General features: G+C 35.3%; 19 protein-coding genes and 4 pseudogenes. 8 read left to right on the forward strand and 15 right to left on the reverse strand.

Annotated elements, in window-relative coordinates:
* Positions 1-16: 16 nt before the first annotated feature.
* Positions 17-931: a VOC family protein gene (locus KW850_RS06940; RefSeq protein WP_218346834.1), complete on the reverse strand. Its 915-nt coding sequence runs from the start codon at positions 929-931 to the stop codon at positions 17-19.
* 549 nt (positions 932-1,480) lie between these two features.
* Between KW850_RS06940 and KW850_RS06945 the strand changes: the two genes are divergently transcribed.
* Entirely contained in the window at positions 1,481-1,807 is a 327-nt protein-coding gene (locus KW850_RS06945; protein WP_218346835.1) for a hypothetical protein, read from the forward strand.
* Positions 1,808-1,913: 106 nt separating this feature from the next.
* Here KW850_RS06945 and KW850_RS06950 read toward each other — a convergent pair whose 3' ends face one another.
* From KW850_RS06950 to KW850_RS06960, 3 genes are all read right to left on the reverse strand, one after another.
* The gene (locus tag KW850_RS06950) at positions 1,914-2,183 is read right to left on the reverse strand and encodes a zinc ribbon domain-containing protein (RefSeq protein ID WP_218346836.1); all 270 of its coding nucleotides are present in this window, start codon (positions 2,181-2,183) and stop codon (positions 1,914-1,916) included.
* A 492-nt stretch (positions 2,184-2,675) separates the two neighbouring features.
* Complete coding sequence (locus tag KW850_RS06955) at positions 2,676-3,893, reverse strand: MFS transporter (protein ID WP_308128762.1); 1,218 nt, start codon at positions 3,891-3,893, stop codon at positions 2,676-2,678.
* Positions 3,894-4,476: 583 nt separating this feature from the next.
* Entirely contained in the window at positions 4,477-4,887 is a 411-nt protein-coding gene (locus tag KW850_RS06960; RefSeq protein ID WP_218346838.1) for a hypothetical protein, read from the reverse strand.
* 345 nt (positions 4,888-5,232) lie between these two features.
* Here KW850_RS06960 and KW850_RS06965 point away from each other — a divergent pair, with 345 nt between their 5' ends.
* Positions 5,233-5,652, forward strand: a complete 420-nt coding sequence (locus KW850_RS06965) for a hypothetical protein (RefSeq protein ID WP_218346839.1) — start codon at positions 5,233-5,235, stop codon at positions 5,650-5,652.
* Between the two features lie 256 nt (positions 5,653-5,908).
* Here KW850_RS06965 and KW850_RS06970 read toward each other — a convergent pair whose 3' ends face one another.
* Both KW850_RS06970 and KW850_RS33215 read right to left on the reverse strand, forming a co-directional pair.
* The gene (locus KW850_RS06970; RefSeq protein WP_218346840.1) at positions 5,909-6,235 is read right to left on the reverse strand and encodes a YciI family protein; all 327 of its coding nucleotides are present in this window, start codon (positions 6,233-6,235) and stop codon (positions 5,909-5,911) included.
* A gap of 179 nt (positions 6,236-6,414) precedes the next feature.
* Positions 6,415-6,588, reverse strand: a pseudogene (locus tag KW850_RS33215) (DUF6262 family protein); the annotation flags it as partial.
* Between KW850_RS33215 and KW850_RS06975 the strand changes: the two are divergent.
* A pseudogene (locus KW850_RS06975) lies at positions 6,588-6,713 on the forward strand (tyrosine-type recombinase/integrase); the annotation flags it as partial. The pseudogenes KW850_RS33215 and KW850_RS06975 sit on opposite strands and share 1 nt — an antisense overlap.
* A 259-nt stretch (positions 6,714-6,972) precedes the next feature.
* Here the strand turns inward: KW850_RS06975 and KW850_RS06980 are convergent.
* The 3 genes from KW850_RS06980 to KW850_RS06990 form a co-directional block, all read right to left on the reverse strand.
* Positions 6,973-7,404, reverse strand: coding sequence for a metallophosphoesterase (locus KW850_RS06980; protein WP_218346841.1), 432 nt, complete (start codon positions 7,402-7,404; stop codon positions 6,973-6,975).
* Positions 7,405-7,713: 309 nt separating this feature from the next.
* Complete coding sequence (locus KW850_RS06985; RefSeq protein ID WP_218346842.1) at positions 7,714-8,805, reverse strand: DUF4179 domain-containing protein; 1,092 nt, start codon at positions 8,803-8,805, stop codon at positions 7,714-7,716.
* Between the two features lie 15 nt (positions 8,806-8,820).
* Positions 8,821-9,330, reverse strand: coding sequence for an RNA polymerase sigma factor (locus KW850_RS06990; protein ID WP_218346843.1), 510 nt, complete (start codon positions 9,328-9,330; stop codon positions 8,821-8,823).
* A gap of 354 nt (positions 9,331-9,684) precedes the next feature.
* On the opposite strand from KW850_RS06990, the pseudogene KW850_RS34225 reads away from it, so the two are divergent.
* A pseudogene (locus KW850_RS34225) lies at positions 9,685-10,037 on the forward strand (transposase).
* 331 nt (positions 10,038-10,368) lie between these two features.
* Here KW850_RS34225 and KW850_RS07000 read toward each other — a convergent pair.
* Positions 10,369-11,808 (reverse strand): flavin monoamine oxidase family protein, encoded by a 1,440-nt coding sequence (locus tag KW850_RS07000; RefSeq protein WP_218346863.1) that lies wholly within the window; start codon positions 11,806-11,808, stop codon positions 10,369-10,371.
* 237 nt (positions 11,809-12,045) lie between these two features.
* Between KW850_RS07000 and KW850_RS07005 the strand changes: the two genes are divergently transcribed.
* Positions 12,046-12,258: a hypothetical protein gene (locus KW850_RS07005; RefSeq protein ID WP_026564780.1), complete on the forward strand. Its 213-nt coding sequence runs from the start codon at positions 12,046-12,048 to the stop codon at positions 12,256-12,258.
* Between the two features lie 300 nt (positions 12,259-12,558).
* Here KW850_RS07005 and KW850_RS07010 read toward each other — a convergent pair whose 3' ends face one another.
* Entirely contained in the window at positions 12,559-12,840 is a 282-nt protein-coding gene (locus KW850_RS07010; RefSeq protein ID WP_035445281.1) for a hypothetical protein, read from the reverse strand.
* A 629-nt stretch (positions 12,841-13,469) separates the two neighbouring features.
* On the opposite strand from KW850_RS07010, the gene KW850_RS07015 reads away from it, so the two are divergent.
* Positions 13,470-14,474, forward strand: a complete 1,005-nt coding sequence (locus KW850_RS07015) for a DUF3231 family protein (RefSeq protein ID WP_218346844.1) — start codon at positions 13,470-13,472, stop codon at positions 14,472-14,474.
* Between the two features lie 810 nt (positions 14,475-15,284).
* On the opposite strand, the gene KW850_RS07020 is transcribed toward KW850_RS07015, so the two are convergent.
* Together KW850_RS07020 and ppsA are read right to left on the reverse strand one after the other, a co-directional pair.
* Positions 15,285-16,106 carry a squalene/phytoene synthase family protein gene (locus KW850_RS07020; protein WP_374226280.1) on the reverse strand — a complete coding sequence of 274 codons (822 nt, stop codon included), beginning with the start codon at positions 16,104-16,106 and terminating at the stop codon, positions 15,285-15,287.
* Between the two features lie 478 nt (positions 16,107-16,584).
* Complete coding sequence (gene ppsA, locus KW850_RS07025; RefSeq protein WP_218346845.1) at positions 16,585-19,200, reverse strand: phosphoenolpyruvate synthase; 2,616 nt, start codon at positions 19,198-19,200, stop codon at positions 16,585-16,587.
* A gap of 556 nt (positions 19,201-19,756) precedes the next feature.
* On the opposite strand from ppsA, the gene KW850_RS07030 reads away from it, so the two are divergent.
* Entirely contained in the window at positions 19,757-20,017 is a 261-nt protein-coding gene (locus KW850_RS07030) for a hypothetical protein (RefSeq protein ID WP_218346866.1), read from the forward strand.
* A 156-nt stretch (positions 20,018-20,173) separates the two neighbouring features.
* On the opposite strand, the gene KW850_RS07035 is transcribed toward KW850_RS07030, so the two are convergent.
* Both KW850_RS07035 and KW850_RS07040 read right to left on the reverse strand, forming a co-directional pair.
* Positions 20,174-20,512 carry a hypothetical protein gene (locus tag KW850_RS07035; protein ID WP_218346846.1) on the reverse strand — a complete coding sequence of 113 codons (339 nt, stop codon included), beginning with the start codon at positions 20,510-20,512 and terminating at the stop codon, positions 20,174-20,176.
* A gap of 282 nt (positions 20,513-20,794) precedes the next feature.
* A complete protein-coding gene (locus KW850_RS07040) occupies positions 20,795-21,142 on the reverse strand; it encodes a hypothetical protein (RefSeq protein ID WP_218346847.1) in 348 nt (115 codons plus the stop codon).
* 213 nt (positions 21,143-21,355) lie between these two features.
* Here KW850_RS07040 and KW850_RS07045 point away from each other — a divergent pair.
* A pseudogene (locus KW850_RS07045) lies at positions 21,356-21,563 on the forward strand (IS110 family RNA-guided transposase); the annotation flags it as partial.

Genomic DNA, 21,563 nt, shown 5'->3' on the forward strand with positions numbered 1-21,563 from the left:
ATAAGTTGTATTCTCATTATCCCTTGTATGCTTTCTCTAATTTCAAAAGATCAAATTTCTTCATTTTAAGAAATGCTTTTGTTAGGCGCGCAAGTTGCTCCGGGGTGCCCTTGCTCATCATCTCGTCCATCTCAGTTGGCACAATCTGCCAGGATAAGCCATACTTATCTTTCAGCCAGCCGCATTGCTCGGCTTCAGGAACTGCAGAGAGCCTTTCCCAGTAGTAATCAATCTCTTCTTGTGTGTCGCAGTACACCATAAATGAGAATGCCTCGTTAAAACTGAATTTGTGCTCATGCGCGCTATCCATTGCGGCAAACCACTGATTTTCAAGCATGAAATCAGAGAACATGATGGTTCCTTCTTGGTCAGGTTCCATGCCTTTTGGGTAGCGGGCGATAAGTCCCTGCTTTGCATTTTTAAATACAGATAAATAAAAATTAATCGCCTCTTCCGCGTTGCCGCAATTATCGCCGACAAACAAAAGTGACGGTACTAATGAAGGCCGCTCTTCACCTTCTGGATTGGTAAGGATTAACTGCCAGGAAAAACCATACTTATCCTGAATCCAGCCATACTTCTCACTGAACGGATACTGATCAAGTGGCATTAACACGGTGCCACCTTCGGACAATTTGTTCCAAACCTCATTTATTTTTTCTCCCGCGTCTTTTTCTCGCGATGGGTCAAAATTTACGATGAAAGATACCGACGGATTGAGCTTGAAAAAGGGCCCTGCACTGATTGCCATGAACTTCTGCCCCCAAAGTTCAAACGAGACAATATCGGAGTCGCCTGATGGAGTATCGTGGATTGTTTTTACACCCGTAATTTTTGAGTCAGGGAAAATGGAAGTGTAAAACTCGACTGCTTCTTTTGCCTCCTTGTCATACCACAAATGCGGAACGATTTTTTGATTTGTTTTTGACATCGTTATTCCTCCTTAATTTTTAATTGACAAGAATGTGACCAAAATTCCAGTGTAAAGAAATTAACTATCTCCAATTTATATTACCATTTTCATACTGATTTAATTTATTATAGTTTGCTGAATGCATCTGCTCTTCTTTTATTGAAGTATTCTGCCCGCTAGGTCATTACAAAAAAGGGATCGCCACCGCAACCCCATCTTCAACTCTTGCACCCGATAGTTTAAGTACAGCTTTCACAATCTTGCTATCAGAATAAGAAACTAAGCAATTCATCAAATTTTTTCTCCTTATTCAAATCACTGTTATCAAAACCTTTTCCGGTTCACCTATATAGTTCTGCATTACGTTTAAAATACCTTTTTACCTGCTTGTTAACTAACCTATCAATTAGTTGAATAAGGAAAGGAGCAATTATTAAATAATGATTTCTATACGTTCCTTATTTGAAATACCCCGAAATCAAAATGTAACTATTCTGACACTGTAATAAAGTTGAAGTTAGCAATTTGAAAGTATAAACTTTACTTATTATTTGAGGAGTGATTAGAGTGAAAACAGTAACCGTGGATAAGCTAACATTCAAGAAAAGTTTATCGATGATTGAGCAATTTGCAATCAAAGATTTCCTGTTTAAATGGGTTGGTCGACCAACAGAAGGATTAGATGATTTTCTACCACTTGAGTACACAGAAAGTGTCTTTGCGAAGATGGAGGCAAAACAGGTAACAGCTTTACTAATTAATGGGGATAAACATTTCAGATATGCCACAATAACAGAAGACAATCAAATTGTCATAGGTGTTTTAGATTCGAATGAAGAGTTAACTCATAGAATCATTTCTCTGGATGAGGTTTTAATAGGTAAGCACTTGTAAGGTGCTTGCCTCTAAACTTTTCTCTGCCCAATTTGTATACTTCCCCATAATGTTTTGACATAATTCTGATTTCGTTTTCACATTCATCACCTACAAATTTTGTCTTTTAGCGCCAGCGCTCTAATTTTTTTAAGAACTTTTTTGTATACATTTTATTGAGAAAAAATTTTTCAATCCGATTCATATCTGATTCCTGAAACTTTTTTAAACTGAATGTATAAAATTCATCGAATGTTAAATCAGGCTGCTTCCATTCACCATTTTCGTAACAATAGTGACAGTATTTTTCTGACGGTGTCCCATCCTTTTCAGTTCCAAAGTCACTTGACACTTTCATGGGCATGCCACAGCTTTGACACAGGTTTGGTTTTGCCATTTTTATTCCTCCGATTTTGTTAAGTTTTAAATTTGTCATCATTCAACATTTACGAGTTTAAACTGATTCGCCGATGCACATCCATCATATTCATTTCGTATAGGAACTCGAGTAAATGGCCCTTATTGGGGATTCCATTTACAGGTAATTCAACTAATTATATAGAGGATTCATATCAGTTGCAATGGTTGCCAATTGGTCAAACCGATCAGCGATTAGACACTTCTACTAGTTTAGGAGGATCTGCGAATTATATCTTGAAATGTATCTTCGGTTAATTTATTAGTCATTATTAGTACCTCCAATTAGAACTCTCAACCCTTACCTTGCATAATAATTCTAACCTTTTTAACACTTCTAATTCGGTAATACTTTTTTCAGAATTAAATATTTGATGGATATAAGTAATTACCTTTTTAATCTTCAACTAAACTCCCCTTTAGTTGAAGAAGAAAGAGGAATTGTAAACAATTCCTCTCTTGGTTCAAGAACCTATCCTCGATAACTTGTTTTCATAAATAATTGTCTTTTTTTGTATGCAATTACAAAAACAATTGAAAGTAAAACTCCTGAAAGAACAAAAACACTCCGAACACCAAGATAATCCGATAATACTCCCATTATTAGTGAAGAAATACCGAATGTACCTGTTGAAATGGTACCAAAAGACGTATAAACAGTTGCTAATTGGTCTTTTGTAATGCTTGTTTGGATTATTGTTTGTTGAGGAATATTTTTCAACTGCCCAAAAAGACCGATCAGGGCTGATAAAATTAAAGCAATAAAAGGAAAACTCGTTATGCCGAATAGAATTGTTAAAACACACGTCAAAAGGGTCCCAGTCATAATAAAAACATATCCTTTTTGTTCTACAAATTGAGACAACTTAACACATACTATACTTCCGATAATTAATCCGATGAAAAACGAACTATTTATAAATCCCCACCATTGTTCCTCTGCATGTAATGCCTCTTTTACATAGACAATTAATATAGCTGCTATCCACACGGTGCTGGCGATAGATTCAAAAAACTCCATTTTAGCCATACTTTTTAATATAGGTGTAGCATTTATCGTTTGCCAACCTTGTGTTAATTGAGCCCACTTTTTTTCTTGTTTTTCTGCTTTATGTTCAACATTTTTCAACAAACTTAATATAAAGCTGGATAAAACAAATAGTACAGCAACAAGCCAAATTAGTTGGTTTGCATTGAACACAATTAATAACAAGCTCCCCAAAAACCAGGTACCCATTTGAATGGATTGTGTAATTGTTTCTGCTATTCCATTTGCTTGTATTAGGAGTTCCTTTTCCACATAATAAGGAATTAATGTCAGCCTAATTGGGTTTGCACATCCATCTAGGGTAGCAATACCTGCTATGATAAAAAAAACAAAGTAATAGTTTGTTAATTCTAATCCTGTCATCATTACAAAACTTAAAACAAATAAAATAATTGTCTTTCCTATTTGTGAACCAACTAACAGCTTTTTTAAATTAAATTTTCCAATTAGTAGCGGTGTAAAGATGCTTGAAGTAAACATACCAAAAGTAATGATAAATGGAACGAACGCTGATGCGGTAGCTGACTCGGTTATTTTATAAATAAAACTAATAACACCGACAATGTAAAACACATCGCCTGCATTAGCCAGTGACTGACCAAGCATTAGAAAAAGAAAATTACGATTTGTTTTCAAGTTCATCCCCCATTTTTATTAATTATTTATTAGAAATGAGGGACAGCTTAAATCGGATTACTAAACATAGTATTTAGCTCCTTTGTAAAAATGCAATAAGATAAGTCTTAGGGGGAAAACAAGATATATCTTAGTTGCATCAGAATATATGCCTTTTATAATGTTAACAACTGAAAACTAAGTTGAACCCATTCACTTTACTCCACCTAAATTATACCAGTTTTTTAAGAAGGGCTTAATAATTTTTTTCACTAATCTACCCGGAGCTCAAACCCAAAAAAGACTGTCTATTTACAGTCTTCTTAAATCAATCAATTAGTTGAATAATATTATTATTGAAGGTAAATGGATACCTTCTCTCAATTGCATAAAATTGTCGTACCACGCAATAACATTAACGCTAAATTGTTCGAATTTTCCCAATCTGAAAGAAAATAAATTCTTCCACAATTGCAAGTCCAGTCATAATTACCAATATAATTGAATTACTTTTTCATAAACACATCTGTAACTTGTAACAGTATTGCGGCACATATTTTCCTTACTTCGCTAAATGTTCACTTTTTTTACAAATGTCCTATCATTTTCGTCATGGAACTATGCGAGGAATTTTGTCTGTTTCCTCTTCAAGTACATGAATTCCTCCGATTACTTCATAAGCTGAACCAATTGACACAAGCAAATCTCCTGTGATGGCGAGTTTTTGTTCTTGCAGCAGTTTAATTAAATCTGTTTCTCCTATTTGACTTGAGACAGAAATAGCCTCTAATATTTGTCCAATCGTCTTAATCCAAACACCAGTTAGTATTTGTTCTTCACCTATTGTATTTGCATCTTCCTCAATATGCAAAAGCCCTGATAAACCTTTAATTTCAATGATTTGACCTATTACTTGAATCCAAAGCCCTAATGCAACCTCTTTTTCCAGTCCTAAAATTTTATTACTTTTATTCTCGCTGAAAACTTTTCTGTTATTGCTCATATTTTTTGGAAGTTCCATTATTCCCAACTCCAAAACTAAAATTTGCTTTATTTTATGTGAATCAAATGGTTTTGGTAGCCTATTTTGCTCATTCTACGCACTTGCATTTTTCTACCGTCTTGAATAACAATGGATAAATCTCCAAGGTTACTTACAATCCACTGAGTTGCTAAAGTATATTTTAAAAATTTTGAATGTCATCTATTTTGCAATTTAGGATTGATATTTCAGAACTTGGTTATTTAAAAAGAATGAATTGATAATGCTCTATAATTTTTGCCACATCTTTCGGTAAAGTAGGGATTTCATAAGCCACCATTAATTGTTGAATTATAATGATAAACAGAAAGGCGTGAAATAAATATGAAATATATAATCGCTTGTCTTATTATTATCGTTTTAGTAGGTACTATCTATATGTTTAACAAAAATAACAATGTAAACAACAATGAAGCACCATTGGCCGCAGGAATGAATTTTGACCTTGAAAATGTACAACCTTTTTTAAAAGAATTATCCTCGATCTTAGACTCTGGCTTTACTGATGATGAAATCAATGCGATTCAATCTGAAATAGAAAAATTGAAACAGTATAATGGAGTAAAAGAAATAGGAAGCTTTAATGTTATTTATAAAGGAGAACAAGCTAAAATACGCATTGAAGCTGAAATTCATATTGAAGATGACTTAAAAGAAGTTGTTTTATTTATGTATAGTAATCAAGTATTGGTTGAAACCATAGAAGAAGAAATGATGAAGTTTGTAGATGAAAGGGATATGTAAGCAAAAATAGATGTTAGAATCAATATCACTTTTTGCACTAACCTGACCGTTACTTTAAGTGAAATTCTTCATAATAACAATTAAGAAACGAAAAACAGCAACCCACAAAAGAGTTACTGTTTTTAATTCTTGCATCCGTTAGTTTCACCGAAGCCAATTGAAATAACCACATTTCTCTTTTTGTCTAGCCTGTTTTCAATCATCGCTAGTCCGCTTATGATTAGGCTTTCACTAACGATAGCATCATCAAAGGGTGTTATTTAGGTAATGTTGCCATCATCGGATAAAATTCTGTTGTCATTACTCCTGCAATAACGGCGGGATCTTCTGCGATGAGTTTTGGGACTTGAGCTTCATTCTCAACTTCGATGATTGCAAGTCCATGTGGGGCTTTAGGATTTAAAACCGGTCCAAAAACCAAAGCAATCCCCTGATTCTGCTTGTCTGTCCAATAGTCGATGTGTTGCAGCATGATGTTCCTTTCTTCTTCGGTCATGTCCTGAGGAAAAGTTGCTCTCGGCGAAGTAGCCTTTAACATGAAGTGTATTTTTCCCGGAGTATTGTTTGAGATGTTGTTCGACATTGCGAATCCCTCCACCAGTCTAAATTTGTATTTCCAACGACACTATACTGAACTTCCATTATGTCATAAATTCCTTCCGTATCAAATCATCACGAATGAATTCGATTGACCTTTAATAAAACCCTGCAATCCCCCACAATCTGTCCCTTTAGGTGAAGATAGGAGGGAACGGTGTTCCTTCAGATTTTTTTATATACTTCTGCGTAAGTCACTTTCAATTGTTCTCTTAGTTCTTTGTTTTCACAATCTAGCTTCTTAATGCGGCGGCGTAAGGAAGCAATCCAGGCATCTTTGTTATTATCATCCATCTCTCGTTTGATTTGCTTCGATGTAGGGGCCTGGGCTTGTTGCTTTGAATAATGGAGCACCTTTAGATGTTATTCAAAGCCTATTAGGTCATGAAAAAAGTGAAACCACCCGGATATATGCCCAGTTAAGCGGAAGCATCAGGCAGGAATTATATTGGAAGTTTTTTTAGAAATAAATAAGCAACGCATCTCACGATAGCGTTGCTTTATTTTACTCTTGCACCCGTTAGCTTAAGTTGGAATAGTTCTGGTCGATGAGACAACAGAATCTTAAAACTTTCCCTTTTTTTCATCTTATATAGAGTGCTATTTATCTCTTCTTTAACGATTTCAATTACAGAAATTCCATCGAATTGTATTGCAGGATCATCTATGCCCATTATATACATTTCATCTTGTCCCATTTGAATTTTTCGTAACTATTTCTCATCACTTAATACCAATATTATTTAAACTTTTTTCAAGTGAACTAAAGTTTCCGGACCAGCATTCGTGGTTTCCAGTCACAAAATAAACAGGGGCAATTTTATTAATCTCCCTCATTAACATTAGGCTTGCTTCTTCGTTATAATTTTTTTGATCAACAAGATCTCCCGTAAATACGATTAAATCGGGTTTTAACAATTTCACTTTTTGGTATAAAACCTTTTGGTTTTCTCTAAATACCTTACTATGCAGATCAGACAATTGAACTATTGTATACCCATCAAATTTTGATGGTATTTTTTTTGAGATATAATCCATTTCATTAATTTCAAGTGAGTTGTTTTGATAATAAAAGTATTTAGGTTTTGCCTGAACTTTATTTACATCATATAAAAAAAAGGAAATAATCATTATCAAAAAACATAACTGTCTCATAATTCACCTCTGAATTATTCTCCGCTTTTGGTTATATCTATATAACATTAAGCTGCTTCGTTAGTGGAACAAGAAAAAAGGCTGCCGTAGCAACCCAAATCTTCAACTCTAGCACCCTTTACTTTAAGTACATTATTTCACAATCTTTAAGAGATAATTATCAAAAAAACGCTTAGGCTTGAACCTAAACGTTTTATAGGGGATTTTCGACCGTTGTCCGGCAACTTTTTTGCAATCCCTGATAATTCGCATAACATCGATACATTTACCAAAAAAACTGCCCCAAAAACTTTGAGACAGCTTCCCATTTTATCTTAAGTTAATTTTTAAATCGCCCACTTGAAGGACGCAGTTTTGGCGGTCTTTGACTGGGGCGAAGTAGAGGACGTATTGGTCACGCGGTCCGTCTGCCTCCGCCTTGCTGAAGATTGGGTCGGCCATTTTGCCGGCCGAATTTAAGAATACACCAGACTTGTTGTAATCGACAGTATACCCTTTTTCTTTATCAACTTTTCTGGCATTTAAGAATTGCAGTTGGAGTTTGCTGAACACATCGTAGGCAACACCGTTTTCAATATGTGGTTTAATGTCCGTGCCAGTGACGACCACCCTTGTTTCAAGTGGCGAAAATTCCACTCGCTTTACTTGATAGGTTTCATTTTTAAATGTAAATTCTTTACTCACATCAAATGTTTCGCGACCACCAACCGCTTCTTTCGAGAGCTTGAAATCAAGTGGCCAAACGGTTTCCACACGGTTTGCCCCATTTTCCCCATGAATGGTCAAGTCTTTCAATTTTAAATGGACTTCATCCCCTTGGAACGTGCTGATGGATTCGAACGAGAGCGCTTCTGCCACTTTGTTCGCCTTCTCATCGTAATAACGGCTGCCCCAGCCGATATTTTTCAATTTCTTTAACTCATTGCCTACCACTAAGTTCATGGAAGTATAGCCTTCAAAAAGATCAAGGTAATAGTTTTTCAAATTAGTTTTCTTGCTTTCATAGGTAACCAAAAGCTTGGCTTCCTTGTCATCCATCAGGATACTATTAAAATGAACGGTAATATCGTGATCTTTATCATAGTAGATTTTGTTGATTTCCTGGCCCATTCCATTTGTAAGGGCGGATTTTAATCCACTATCATCGATATGTTCGCTTGAGAAAATTTTATCGTAAACGTTTTGGATCGCCGCTCTTACTGGTGAAAAAGTCAGGGAAGATGCCGCAATCAAACAGGCTGCAGCCGTAAGTAATATCCTTCTTGAAAAAGATTTTTTCTCTCTTATGATCATAGAATTGTCCCCTAACTGATCGATTTTTTTATTCAACTCATCCCATACATCTGGGACCTGCTTTTCCAAAGCATTGTCTAAATGCTTCATGATTTTTTCATTTCCCATCCAAAAATTTCCTCCTTACTCCAGACCTTTTTTTAGTTTTTTCAAGGCCATTCGGTATTTCCAGAGAACAGTTCCCAAAGGCATCTCCATAATTTTGGCGATTTCTTTATGCTTTAGCCCCGAGATATCCTTCATGATGACGATCTGCCTCTCTCCACTATCCAGGAGTGCTAGGTATTTGGATAACACTATTTTGTCGACAGGGTCTTCGGATATGTACTCCAGACGTTCAAAATATTGGTCGTCAAACCCGGTCAATTCGCGCTTTTTTTTCCGGTAAAGGTCGAGTGCCGTGTTGCGCGTTACCCGAATCAGCCATGCTCTCACATTGGTCACTTGATTATACTTTGAATGTCGGTAAAGTTTGATATACACTTCTTGCAGTACATCCTCGGCCAATTCAAAATCTCTTAAAATCGATAACGCCATCGCGAAAACATGCTTTTTATGGTCAATATATAATTGTTTAAATTCATCCCGGGGATCCACCGAGGTCTTTAATTGCTGCAAACCAGTTTGAGTCATCTTTGGCCTCCTTTCATATAGTAGACGGCCGACTTTTGTTTTTTATTGGTAAAAAATTTATTTTTTTCTCTAATAAAAAATAAAATACGTGCCAATACAAATAAAAATATCTCAGGAGCAATCGCAGAAAAGAAAGCAATTGCACTAATTGAAGCATCCCATCAGTCCTATCCAGCTGTTTCTTCGTCAGATGTATTGTGCGAACAACTACGGACATACGCTAGACGTTACCAAGACCTTCTCCAACAGAAAGAACAATGTATCAAGGATATGGTCCAATTAGCGAAAGAGCGCAGCGAATACAAGGTGATATTGAGCTTTCCAGGAATTGGCCCCAATACAGCCGTACGCTTAATGGCAGAAATCGGAGACATCCATCGTTTCGAAAATAACAAACAATTGAATGCTTATGCAGGTATGATATTCGCCGATTCCAATCGGGAAAAACCTTTTTTAGGGACAAAATCAACAAGCGTGGTAATAAACATTTACGAAAACTGCTCTTCCTAATCATTCAGAACATGATTAAGCAAAGGCGTTTCGGGCACAATCACATCGTCGAGTATTATGACAAATTAAAAACGCAACCCTATAACAAATGTCATAAAGTTGCGTCCATCGCCTGTGTGAATAAGCTTTTGAAGAACATCTTCTATCTTACTACACACAATATGAACTATGATTACGGGTTGGCCTCCAAATCATAGTTTTTTTATAATAACATATTCAAATGACCTAGTAAAAAAAATCCAAGTAAGCTGGGTCTATTTGGCATATCTAAATTTAAAAATTCGTCCCTAAATTATTATTAGGTAACCACTAAACTCCGTACATATTATAACTAATAAATTTACTAAAAAAGATATTGACTAATCGTAAGAAAAGACCGCCGAAGCAGTCGATCGTTATTGAACTAACGCATGCGCTAGTTGAATAAGAAAATCCTTTATATTCAGTAATCTGTTTAAATAACTACTCTAATTATCAATAAAAGATGACCTTTTTGTGGAAGTTCATCTTTTGATATTTAAATAAAACTTACCTATTACTAACTTCATATGCTGTTCTAACTCCTGCTTCAATCGCGCCTTGAATCCAACCTGGTGTAGTAGATGAATGTGATCCTGCGAAATGAATTCTCCCTTCTGGTGTACTAATATATTGACCTAATTCTTTTATTTGGTCGGGTTTAAACATGACAAATGCTCCTCCATAATAAGGAAATTTAGACCAATTATGTGAATATCCTATTAAAAACTCCGTAAACACTTGATTTCCAAATATATACGAAAGATTATTTAAAGCAATTTTTATACGTTCTTGTTGTGTCATATTATCCCAAATACTAGAATCGTCTTCCCATGTGTAGCTAGCTAACATAATCCCTGTACTGTCCGATGCCTCTTGACCATGACTAGGAAAATATGCAAACTTGATTGGTAAATCGGTTGTTATTTTCCCACCATATAACCCATATTCTTCCCAAAATCTGGTTTTAAATTGAAGTCCTATTTTAGTTGAATTTGCATAATGTATCTTTCTAATAACTTTCCTCTTGTCATATGAAATAGACTCAAAGGGAAGTAAATCTACGAAATTCAATAAAGAAAAAGGAATTGTTGAAATAACAAAGTCGCTTGTAAGTTGATGCTCAGTATTAAGTATTTGATTTTCTGTATAAATTGTTACGTTTGATTCTTGTTGCATAATTTTTTTTACTCTTTGATTAGTAATAATATCGTCTTTTAATTGTGGTAAAAATCCATTAATAAGATGATCAGTACCCCCTGAAATTTCATAAAGTTTTAGGTTCTTTGTAAGGAGTACTAAAACTTCTCTTAATATTGCAGTAAATGCAAGTTCAGAAAACCCTTCTAATCCGACCATCGTTTCAATCATATCGATTGCTTCAGCTGATAAGGATACACCCACAGGGTTATATTTTAAAAAGTTAGCCATTGAAAAATGATCATACATATTAATAACTATATCCCAATTTTTTTCGGGATCTTGGTTTATAAAATCAATAACTGGACCAACTGCTAATAATAGTAACTCTGTTGCAGTCTTTCCTTTTTCACTTGGGTAGACTTTAAACCTTAATTGGTCTGGATTTGTTCCATAATTTTTTTCATTTGTTAATATATTATTGATGTAAATCAGATCATTAGGGGTGCTATTAATAAATTCATTGACTTGTAAATTGAATTTTTTTATATATTCAAAAACTAAATGGTGAAATGAAGGTATACGCATTGCCCCAAGATCTATATATTGATTATTAATAAAAGGTTCCCTTTTTGTGTAAATTCTTCCGCCAATTCTGTTATTTGCTTCAATAATGGTAACCCGATGTCCAGCTTCTTTTAAGAGTGAAGCAGCAACTAAACCAGATATCCCTGCACCTATAATGGTTACATCCTTTGGTGAATTCGTTTTTTGTAACCCATTTTGAATTATGTAAATCATTTGCTCCATTGAAAGCAGTAATTTTTGTATCAAAGATATCACCTCTACTTCCCAAAAAATAACTACAATAAAATGTTATTCGATAGAAAATCGAAGTAGAATATTAACTAGAATTAAATTCATTAATCATACTAAATGATGGACGTTTAACCGATCCCTTCTTTTACTAACCTGCCACGTTTGTGAAATAACTCAAAGGAAAGTACCTCCTTTATGTCGAATACAATAGGTAAAGGGGATGACCCAATGAATAAAGTTGAATTATTAAAAAAACTACACAATGCCAGTCGAGGTAATTTGTTTTCAACAGAGATTCCTAAAGCTACAAATGAAGATGTAAAAAAGATTGAAGAATTGGTTGGAGAATTAGTAAGTGAAGGAAAAATCAAGTTAAGAGAATGTGTACTACGAGAATACTCAGTTTATTTACACGGAATAATTAAGTATGCATCCGAATAATCGGGTGCTTTTTTATTGGGGTGAAACACAAGCTGTCTTCAAGGTATTTAATTTTTCAACCCTGCTGTCGCAACATCCTTACTTTACCCCTTGGTTCAATAAAACCCTAAGATTAATTAGGTCATTTTTGAGTCACCTTTACCACACCGATAGCTAAAATTTCCCAAGATATCTTAAACTAACTCGACCTTTATTTCTTTACATTCAACTAACCTGCATCTCTAGTTCAATAAGAAAAAGCCGCCAAGTATGGCAGCTGACTATCTGTTCTTTTATATTAAAGCATCTTCGTACTCAGAATTAATGATTATTTTTCATTCCTATAATCAGAGTTTCAATCTGTTCTTGTGAAAGTTGCTCCCGTTCAATCTCCACATCTTTGCCTCCGCCAATCCAAACTAGATCATCATGATTTGATAAAGGTTTTCTTCCTCTTGGTACAGATTCTGTGTATTTTTCCCACACATCATTAATCTTAGCGAGTGATACATCACCTCTTTTCATCGTCAAACCACCTATACTTTTCGGCATCATCAAACCACTTATAAATTGTTTTTTTGAGAAATAAAAATCTTCTTCCATTTATTCATCTCCTTAATAGTTAATAGTATATGTAAATTACGTCATTTAATCATTTATGAATTTACATCGTTCTTGTTTAACTAACCTGCTTCGTTAGCTCCATATCAAAAAAGGATCGCAGCAGCAATCCCGTTCTTCAACTCTTGCACCCGTTAGCCATCCATGCAGTGCAAAAACGGCACTGCACCACAGAGAATGAAAATGGTCCGGCAGACTATACTGTTTTTATGCTGGCGAAGAAGGTCTTTGAACTATGGTGCCTTAGAGCCCATCCGTTAGTCTGACTCCGACGACCACGGTGCACCACCGACTGTCGCGCCCATTAAGGGTAGCACTCATGGGAGATTAATCCTTTTTCTGGTTGTTGCGCCGGCTAAACCTAATTTATTCTATGTTGAGAGGTTCCGACTCGTATTCAATAAACAATTTCAATTTAAACAGATCACTAAAGGCTTAGCCTTTTTTTAAAAACTGGTTTTGCTGGGTCTATTTTTGTATACCTTTTTTCAGTTTTTATTTTCATGGGAGTTCAACCTGCAACTGCTCAACTGTTATCATCTAAAAGGTAAAAGTCCGAAGAACTGCATATCTATTTCTGAACTAGTAAAAAATACGTAAGAGGTGAGAAAATGGAAAATGATAATTTAAAACTTACATCTTCCGAAATAGGAACACTATGGGGGGAGTATGTAAACGGAACAATGACCAATATAGTAAATAGGTATATGTTTTCTATTTTGGAAGACGAATCAATAAAAAAGGTTTTTGAAATAGCCCTTGCGACATGGGAAAAGCAAAAGAAGCAGCTTGTTTCCTTCATTGAGAAAGAGGGATTTCCAGTTCCCATTGGATTTACTGAGTCCGACCTTAATAAAAGTGCAAAGAGATTGTTTTCTGATACATTCTGTTTGAATTATTTGTATATTATGAGTATACATGGTTTGTTGGGTCATACAACTGCTCTAGGTGTTTCTGTCAGAAAGGACTTACGTGAATTTTACAATTCATGTGATAATGATGCAAAAAATATGTATGATTTAACCATTGAGTTATTGCTTAAAAAAGGAAAATTCCAAAGAGACCCCTATTTCTATCCTAACGAGAGCCCTGAATTTATTTCTACCAAAGATTTTAGTGATGGATTCTTCGGAAAAGGGAGAGTTTTATCTGCTACAGAAATGATCAGTATTTCTCTTAACATAAAAAAGAGCATAATGGCTAAAGCTCTTTCTATCGGATTCAGTCAAGTCGCTGAATCGAAAGAGGTAAGAAAGTTTTTAGAGGATTCTGAAAAAACGGCTGATGAACAGATACAAACCTTCTCAAAAATTATGCACAAGGATAATTTACCAGTTCCAATGTCGTGGGAATCAGAAGTTACAATGTCAAAAGACTCTCCTTTTTCGGATAAATTAATGTTGTATCATATTGGTTTCTTGGCTCAAGCTGCACAAGTATATCACGGGACAGGACTAGCATCAGCCATGCGAACAGACCTAGCTGTAGCATATGAAACAGCCGTTCTTAAAAATCTTTCAGTAACCAAAAACTGGTTTGATATTATGGTGAAATACAAGTGGTTAGAACAACCTCCACTCGCTCCTATTAGAAAAGAAATCGCAAAAGAAAAATAATAACTATTATGTCCTTCCTCATACGGATGGGCATTTTTAATTTCTAAGAAAAATCTTATTGAACTAACTGCCCCGTCAGTTGAACAAGCACCATTTCAAGTATTGCACATTATCCTCTAAAGACGACATGCTGATGTCCTATTTTATTGTCCTTATTAATGAGGACATTAACTTAAAATTGTAAAAGAAAAATTTAATATTAAATTCAACCTAAAAACAATAAAGACACACTCATTTAAATTCTTAAAGTAATAAAATATAAAAAACAGACGAAAGTTGGGAACAAAATGTACCAAATTAATACTGGTATCAATGGAGTGGGCTATTATGGTTTTACTCCTTTAACTTGGGGAGCTTGGGCACAGCCAATTCATAGTATATACCCTCACCAATATTATTCATTTGGTGGTAGTCAATTTAACATAAGTCCAGTTTCAACAACTCCACATATGTCTGGTCACCTATCTTCAGGTCCGGCTGTTCCATTTCGAAATATTCCTTATTTTTTCAAAATTTAAACTCTTACTAATCTTTATATAAGATTAATCAACACTAAAATGGTAAAAACCTCACTTATAGGAAGCGTTCATAGGACGCTTCTTTTTCATCTTTTTTACATAAAATCTATTCACTCCACAACCACCTCTTATCGTCGTCTTTTATCTCAAATGCGACATTAATAATCAAATTACTTCTTCAACTAAACTGCATACGTTAGTGCAATAAAAAGGGGATCGCCGCAGCTATCCCAATCTTTAACTCTTGCACCCGTTAGTGAAACAACAAGGTATCAATATTAATTTTGCAATTTTATTTTCTATAAACTACTCGACTTACTATTTCAGTGACGTCAGTTCTACTCATTTTTTTCTTCCCCTCTGTTAAAGCATCAAGAGTACCATGAGCGAGAGCTAACGGGATTTTACAAAAATTAAGGATCGGACCGGGTTTAATATCCTTCAAATAAACGTCAGCCAATGCTAGGTTACGTCGAGCGTACATAAACATATCTTCTAACTCCCAACCATCGGGAAAAAAATCCACACCACGTTCTAAATCCTCAGCACGATTGCGAAGAATGTTGACTGATTGCAAGCCACGCCCAAAGGCTATAGCTAGATCCTTGTCCGTTTCAACGGAATCGTACCACTTCCAAATATCTGTGAGCATGACTCCTACCAAACCTGCAACGTAGAATGTGTATTCATTTAAACCTTCTTCATTCTGAATCTGCCACTCTTTTAAAGACCAGTCAGCCATTCCCTTCGCCATAGTAGATATGGCATTCAAAATGTTCTCTACAATTGTGGGTGGACAAAGCTTTATCCAATCGCCAAATCGTAAGGTAACCTCCGGTAGGAGGGAGTTGTATGGGTGTAATAAAGCCATTAACTCTTTATTATTGAAGGGCTTTTTCAAGAGCAGGCTGATCGAACTTAAAAGATTATGTTTTGATTCCAATCGGAGTTGGGGGTGATCTTCAATCTCGTCAATAGCTCTCATGCATAAGTAGGCGGATGTAACAGCTTCTTGTAATCCTGACGGTAGATGACTAATAGGAATAAAGAAGGTCCGGCTTGTCGCCATTAACATGTTTCTCGCACTTCTATGTAAATTAATTGCTTCACTCAACTGGCATTGTCTCCTTTTTTGAATATGCTAAATTTCTTTAATTTTAAATTTTATTATCCCCACTATATAAAAAATTTAATAATAAAGATCTAACACAAAATTTAAGCCCTTGTAACTCAATAAACCTGCCCTTTAACTGATTAGACACTAAGAAAAATGAACTGCTGAAACAGTGCATCGTTGTTCAATTCTTGCGCCAGATTGTGGAAGATCCTTGCAAAGCCTTATTGAACAAAACCAGCTAATGGGATGTCAATAAATCTTATATTCTTCTATTTCTCCTGCAAGGGGTTCAGATTTAATTATTAGCACCGCTCCAGTAGTTACCAGAGCGGTGTCTTACAATCTTTCCATTGGGCAAAAAGTTGAAGTCAACTTTATCGGTGGTGCATACTTACAAATTGATAGTTACCGATCCAACTCCACTCAATACATCCATATGACCGACTTTCCAAATGTGAAGATGAGTATTCAGCAATTACAATATTTCGATATACCCTTCTGTTCCATGCACGCGAATTCGTTGCCCATCCTTTATCAGTTTGGTAGCATTTTCTACCCCTACAACTGCTGGTAAGCCATATTCACGTGCGATAACTGCTCCATGGGTCATCAGTCCACCAACTTCGGTGACTAGGCCTTTTATGGATACAAACAATGGTGTCCAGCTAGGGTCAGTAAAGGAGGTGACTAATATATCTCCAGCTTCTAGATCAGCATCTTCCATGTTTAAGATGACACGTGCTCTTCCCTCTATAACTCCTGAAGAAACAGGTAGACCTACAATAGCGTCCGCTGGGAGATTTTCTCGTTTGTACTCACCTGCTATGATTTCACCATCAGACGTGATAACACGTGGTGGAGTTAGTTTTTCATATAATTTGTACTCGTCTTTTCGTTTGCTGATGATCTGGTAATCCAGTTTATTTGTGCGTACGACTTCGTGAAGTTCTTCAAATGTTAAATAGTATATATCTTCTTTTTCATGAATAACGCCCGCTTGTACGAGTTGTTCGGCTTCTTTCAGTAAAGCCTGCTTATAAACGAAGTATCGACTAACCATTCCGTATTTTGGATATTCTCGGTAACCGATGAAATTCCTGATTAAGTCGATCATGCGTTTTGTTTCTTTGGCTTTTTGTTCACCATCGGGTAATTGCTTCAATCGCGCTAATATCTCTTGTTCTTTTTTCAAAGCTTCCTGAAGTCCTTGCTCAAATTTCCGATTGCTGGCATTAGGCTCCAAGTTTTTGATGTTACTAAGAATCATGGGGACAAGTATAGCTGGTTTTTCACTCCAACGAGTTTTAGTAATATCGATTTCTCCGACACATCGCATTCCGTATTTGTTAAGATAAGCATATATAGCGTTTTGGGTTTCCTGTCCACCATCAAACTTAACCAGTTCACCCAAAAAGTTATCATCTTTTACATGTTGTAAATAATCAATTACTTCTGGATATGGACGAATCATATCTGCCACATCCAATAGCGCCAAACCCATTTCCGAAGTAATATTGTTTGGTACAGATTGAGAAAGTGTGTCTGCTACGTTTTTTTCACCTAACCACTTATTTATTTTTTCATTGATCCAGGATGAAGCATCCATAGCTGCCATAAATACACGCGAACTCTGTGGGTTAAATAATATCTTCTTTAATTCCTGGATATCTTCTAGAATAAAATTAAATAAATCCAATCCTGATTTCGTTTGGATGTTTTGTTTTAACTCTTCTATCGATGTTTGAGTACTCTTGATCAAATCAGAAACGATTGTCGGGTCGTTTTCGATTTGTGCTTGAGAATCCGCAGACGACACACTTTTATTGCTTTTATTGGAACTCTGTTCGTGCTTATCATTTGGTAAAGATTTTATGAAATCTCCTCGCTCTATTATGGCAATGAGTGCTTCTTTCATGAGCGGATCGTGTTGTCCCATGGCATCTAATAACATTTTTCTGCTGTCAGGTGAAACCAGCCTAGGTGTGACATCAACAAACAACCTTCCACCAGCTTTAAACCTGGGTCCAAAAGACGTTAACTGGAATAAAGACAATCCCAATGGTTTCATGGGATCGGTCATCATTTGTTGATGTCCAACAGATAAATAGACGTGATTTTCTTGATCATTCGCTTCAGGGATGGGGTATAAAGTCGTGATTGGACGACTCTGGACAATATAAAATGTATCATCAACCAAACACCATTCGATATCTTGTGGGTAGCCAAAATAAGCTTCGATCTGTCTTCCAATGTGTGATAGTTGTAAAATCTGTTGATCAGTAAGTGTTTGTGTCTTTTGCTGATTCTGATCGATCTGTTGTGTCTCTGTTCCGCCTTCTCTTCGTCCATAGATAGCCAATTTCTTGGTGGCTATCCTCTTATCGACGATTTTAACTTCCTGTACTTTATAACAATCGGCAGAGACCAAGCCTGACACAAGTGCCTCACCCAGTCCAAAACTGGCATCGATGGATAGCAGCTTTCGGTTAGAAGTAATCGGATCAGCGGTAAATAATATCCCTGATGCCTGAGGGAAAATCATCCGTTGAATGATAACGGATAAATACACTTGGCTGTGGTCAAATCCGTTTTGCATACGGTAAATCACGGCACGATCCGTAAATAAGGAAGCCCAACATTTGCTGATGTGCCGCAAAATGGCTTCTTCTCCGATGATATTCAAATAGGTATCTTGCTGACCGGCAAAAGAGGCATGTGGTAAATCTTCAGCCGTTGCACTGGAACGCACTGCGTAAGCATGTTCATCGCCAAACTGGGAGAGATAGTGAGCAACAGCTTTCACAACATCGGAAGGAATCTCTACATCCATAATGATTTTCCGAATCTTCCTGCTGATTTCACCAATTTGATCTCGATCTTCTACTTTTAGCTTTGTTAGTAGATCCAACAAGGCTTGAAACGTTTCGTTTTGTTCGATAGCTTTTTGATATCCCACTGTTGTAACACAAAATCCCTCTGGTACTTGTATTCCTTGAATTTTTGATAATTCCCCTAAATTTACCCCTTTTCCGCCAACGAGCAAAAGCTGTGTTTTTTCCATTTCCTGAAAACCGAGAACCAAAGAACTCATTCCACATCTCCCCTAACCATTAATGTTCTATTGATTTTAGCAGTAGTAAATGAGAATAAAAAGTCTATATTAACCATTTTTTAAATGTTATAATTAAATTAGGAAGAATTCAAAAAAAATAGCTAGACCTTACCATAAAGTAAGCTGATGCCCCGGTTCATCCCCTCGAAAGCAGCTCATATACCTTTTAACCAAACCTAACCATTCATTAAAATTACTACCAATAAGCGAATATCCAAAATGATCACGATTTTATCCCAAACTTTTGTAAAAGGGGTTAACACAATTAAATCCTTTAAATTAACCATACAAAAAGACCTCCAACCATCTACTGAATAAATAAAGTCACACCGTAGCAATCCCCATTCTTCCACTCTTGCACCCGTTAATTGATGAAGGTGGATTGTTAGGTTTTAGGGTGAAGTCGATTATCAAACATTCCGTATTTTACTATAACAAATCATAATGTTTTTAATTTTTTACACAACTTTAACATTAATAATCATACGATTAATGGTATAATTATTGAAAAGGCTTACAATCGTTGGAGTTTGAGGTGAAAAAAATGGATTTCTATGAAAAGTTACCTGAAGAGTTATTAATTCGTTTTTACTATGAAATTATTAATAATATTGAAAAAGGTATTCTTACGAAAAATATGTATTATGAAATAGGTGTAATTATTTCTGTTGCTAATCGGAGAGGAATTTCCTTAGCCCACCCTTCTGATTTTAATGAAGTGATTAATCAGCAAGCCTTAAATGATTTATTACAATCAAAACAAGTTGGTACAAGGTGTAATTCTCAGATTGCCTAGCCCTTATTTGTTTAATGTTATAATTTAATTAATTTTATTTCCATAAATAAAAACTGACTTTTAATTATAAAAATGGGTGCTGCCAGATAAGGTAACACCTTTTTTTGCCCATCTTTTGTTAAAGCACTCCGTTATTTGAACAAGCAAGGTCACCATTTACCTCTCGTTTAATCGTTTTAACCACTGTATATAACAATCTTGAGGTAAAGTTACCTTTGATAAATCTAAATTCTGCAACTCTTCTAATGGATAGGAATTAATCAAGAATAAATCCCACTGGCATTCTATGTCACGTGCGACAATATATGCATTTTCATCCATTGGGGATAGTTCATTTTCATCAAAGATCATTGTAAAATTATCGCACCAGAGAGCAAATTCATAATGAGAGAAATCATTCTTATTAAGTAATATTTTGCTCAATAAGCCCAATAAACTTTCATATGAGTATTGTAAATCTATTAAGGTATTATTTAAGTTCCAAGAAGAAGTCACATTCATACCCCCTTTTAAAGAAACGCACTCCATTACTTTAAGTACATATTTTCACAAACTACCCGTTATTATGGTATTTATCTGGTAAACCACCAAATTATAAACAATGAAACTGCTATTAATGTCCAAACCAATGCTTGTAAATTTTTCTTTTTCTTTTTGTTCATTAAGAATCCCTCTAATCCAAAATATCTCTATGTTATGACATCTTACTTCACTATCGCACATCGTTAGCTTAATAAGAGGGTAAATAAATCCTATCTGTATCAGTATCGATAATTTTTAGTTCTTTACTGTTGGTTCTTTCCACAGTTTTAAAATTAATTTTAACACCCAATAAAAGAAGAAAAAGTTAAATATAAACCCGAAAGAGACAAAAGTTAAATCCCATCCACCCCGATAAACAAAACCTTCAGCAGGAAAACAAAGGTTAAACTCCCACAAATCTTTATCAACTCGATTAACAATTGTAGGAATGAAAGTGAAAATAAAAGTTGAAATAAGACTTAAGATAGATAACCGTTTTTTATGTGGGTTTATTTTTCCATTGAGGCTTAATAATGCCAATATTATTAATGCGTTCAAACCAATCCTAAATAAAAAGGCTAGCACTTTTTCCATCTCATACATTTAAAACGCCTTGTTTCAAATATGGTTATTTTCTCCATATTAGCTTATTTCTGTATTATTTAAAATAGTTTGTTTTAAATAATTTCTTATTCAACCTGCCCCGTTAGAATTCCTGTAGGCAGCTAATTTTCAACTTTGAAAAAAAATAGGTCCCTCAGTAAGATATGAGTATAGACACCACTCTAACTCAAAACCTTAAGGAGGAACCCTTATGTGAATTTTAAGATGCAAGACAAACAAAATCAACTAATTGAGAGAATTTCAGATAAACACCTTGTGGTTGGTGTAGATATCGCCCAAGAACTCCACGTAGCTAGAGCTGTAAATTTCCGTGGAATAATAGTTGGTGATTCTCTTACATTTGAAAATAATGAAGAGGGTTTTGCTAGTTTACTACAATGGATTAACCAGTTAAAAACCT

The sequence above is a fragment of the Bacillus sp. sid0103 genome, from assembly GCF_019219025.1.

Bases quoted from the DNA above. Each gene is read 5' to 3' on its own strand.
- KW850_RS06940 (WP_218346834.1), bottom strand. From the start codon at position 931: ATGTCAAAAACAAATCAAAAAATCGTTCCGCATTTGTGGTATGACAAG.
- KW850_RS06950 (WP_218346836.1), bottom strand. From the start codon at position 2,183: ATGGCAAAACCAAACCTGTGTCAAAGCTGTGGCATGCCCATGAAAGTG.
- KW850_RS06955 (WP_308128762.1), bottom strand. From the start codon at position 3,893: ATGAACTTGAAAACAAATCGTAATTTTCTTTTTCTAATGCTTGGTCAG.
- KW850_RS06960 (WP_218346838.1), bottom strand. From the start codon at position 4,887: ATGGAACTTCCAAAAAATATGAGCAATAACAGAAAAGTTTTCAGCGAG.
- KW850_RS06965 (WP_218346839.1), top strand. From the start codon at position 5,233: ATGAAATATATAATCGCTTGTCTTATTATTATCGTTTTAGTAGGTACT.
- KW850_RS06970 (WP_218346840.1), bottom strand. From the start codon at position 6,235: ATGTCGAACAACATCTCAAACAATACTCCGGGAAAAATACACTTCATG.
- KW850_RS06980 (WP_218346841.1), bottom strand. From the start codon at position 7,404: ATGAGACAGTTATGTTTTTTGATAATGATTATTTCCTTTTTTTTATAT.
- KW850_RS06985 (WP_218346842.1), bottom strand. From the start codon at position 8,805: ATGGGAAATGAAAAAATCATGAAGCATTTAGACAATGCTTTGGAAAAG.
- KW850_RS06990 (WP_218346843.1), bottom strand. From the start codon at position 9,330: ATGACTCAAACTGGTTTGCAGCAATTAAAGACCTCGGTGGATCCCCGG.
- KW850_RS07000 (WP_218346863.1), bottom strand. From the start codon at position 11,808: ATGGAGCAAATGATTTACATAATTCAAAATGGGTTACAAAAAACGAAT.
- KW850_RS07005 (WP_026564780.1), top strand. From the start codon at position 12,046: ATGAATAAAGTTGAATTATTAAAAAAACTACACAATGCCAGTCGAGGT.
- KW850_RS07010 (WP_035445281.1), bottom strand. From the start codon at position 12,840: ATGGAAGAAGATTTTTATTTCTCAAAAAAACAATTTATAAGTGGTTTG.
- KW850_RS07015 (WP_218346844.1), top strand. From the start codon at position 13,470: ATGGAAAATGATAATTTAAAACTTACATCTTCCGAAATAGGAACACTA.
- ppsA (WP_218346845.1), bottom strand. From the start codon at position 19,200: ATGAGTTCTTTGGTTCTCGGTTTTCAGGAAATGGAAAAAACACAGCTT.
- KW850_RS07040 (WP_218346847.1), bottom strand. From the start codon at position 21,142: ATGTATGAGATGGAAAAAGTGCTAGCCTTTTTATTTAGGATTGGTTTG.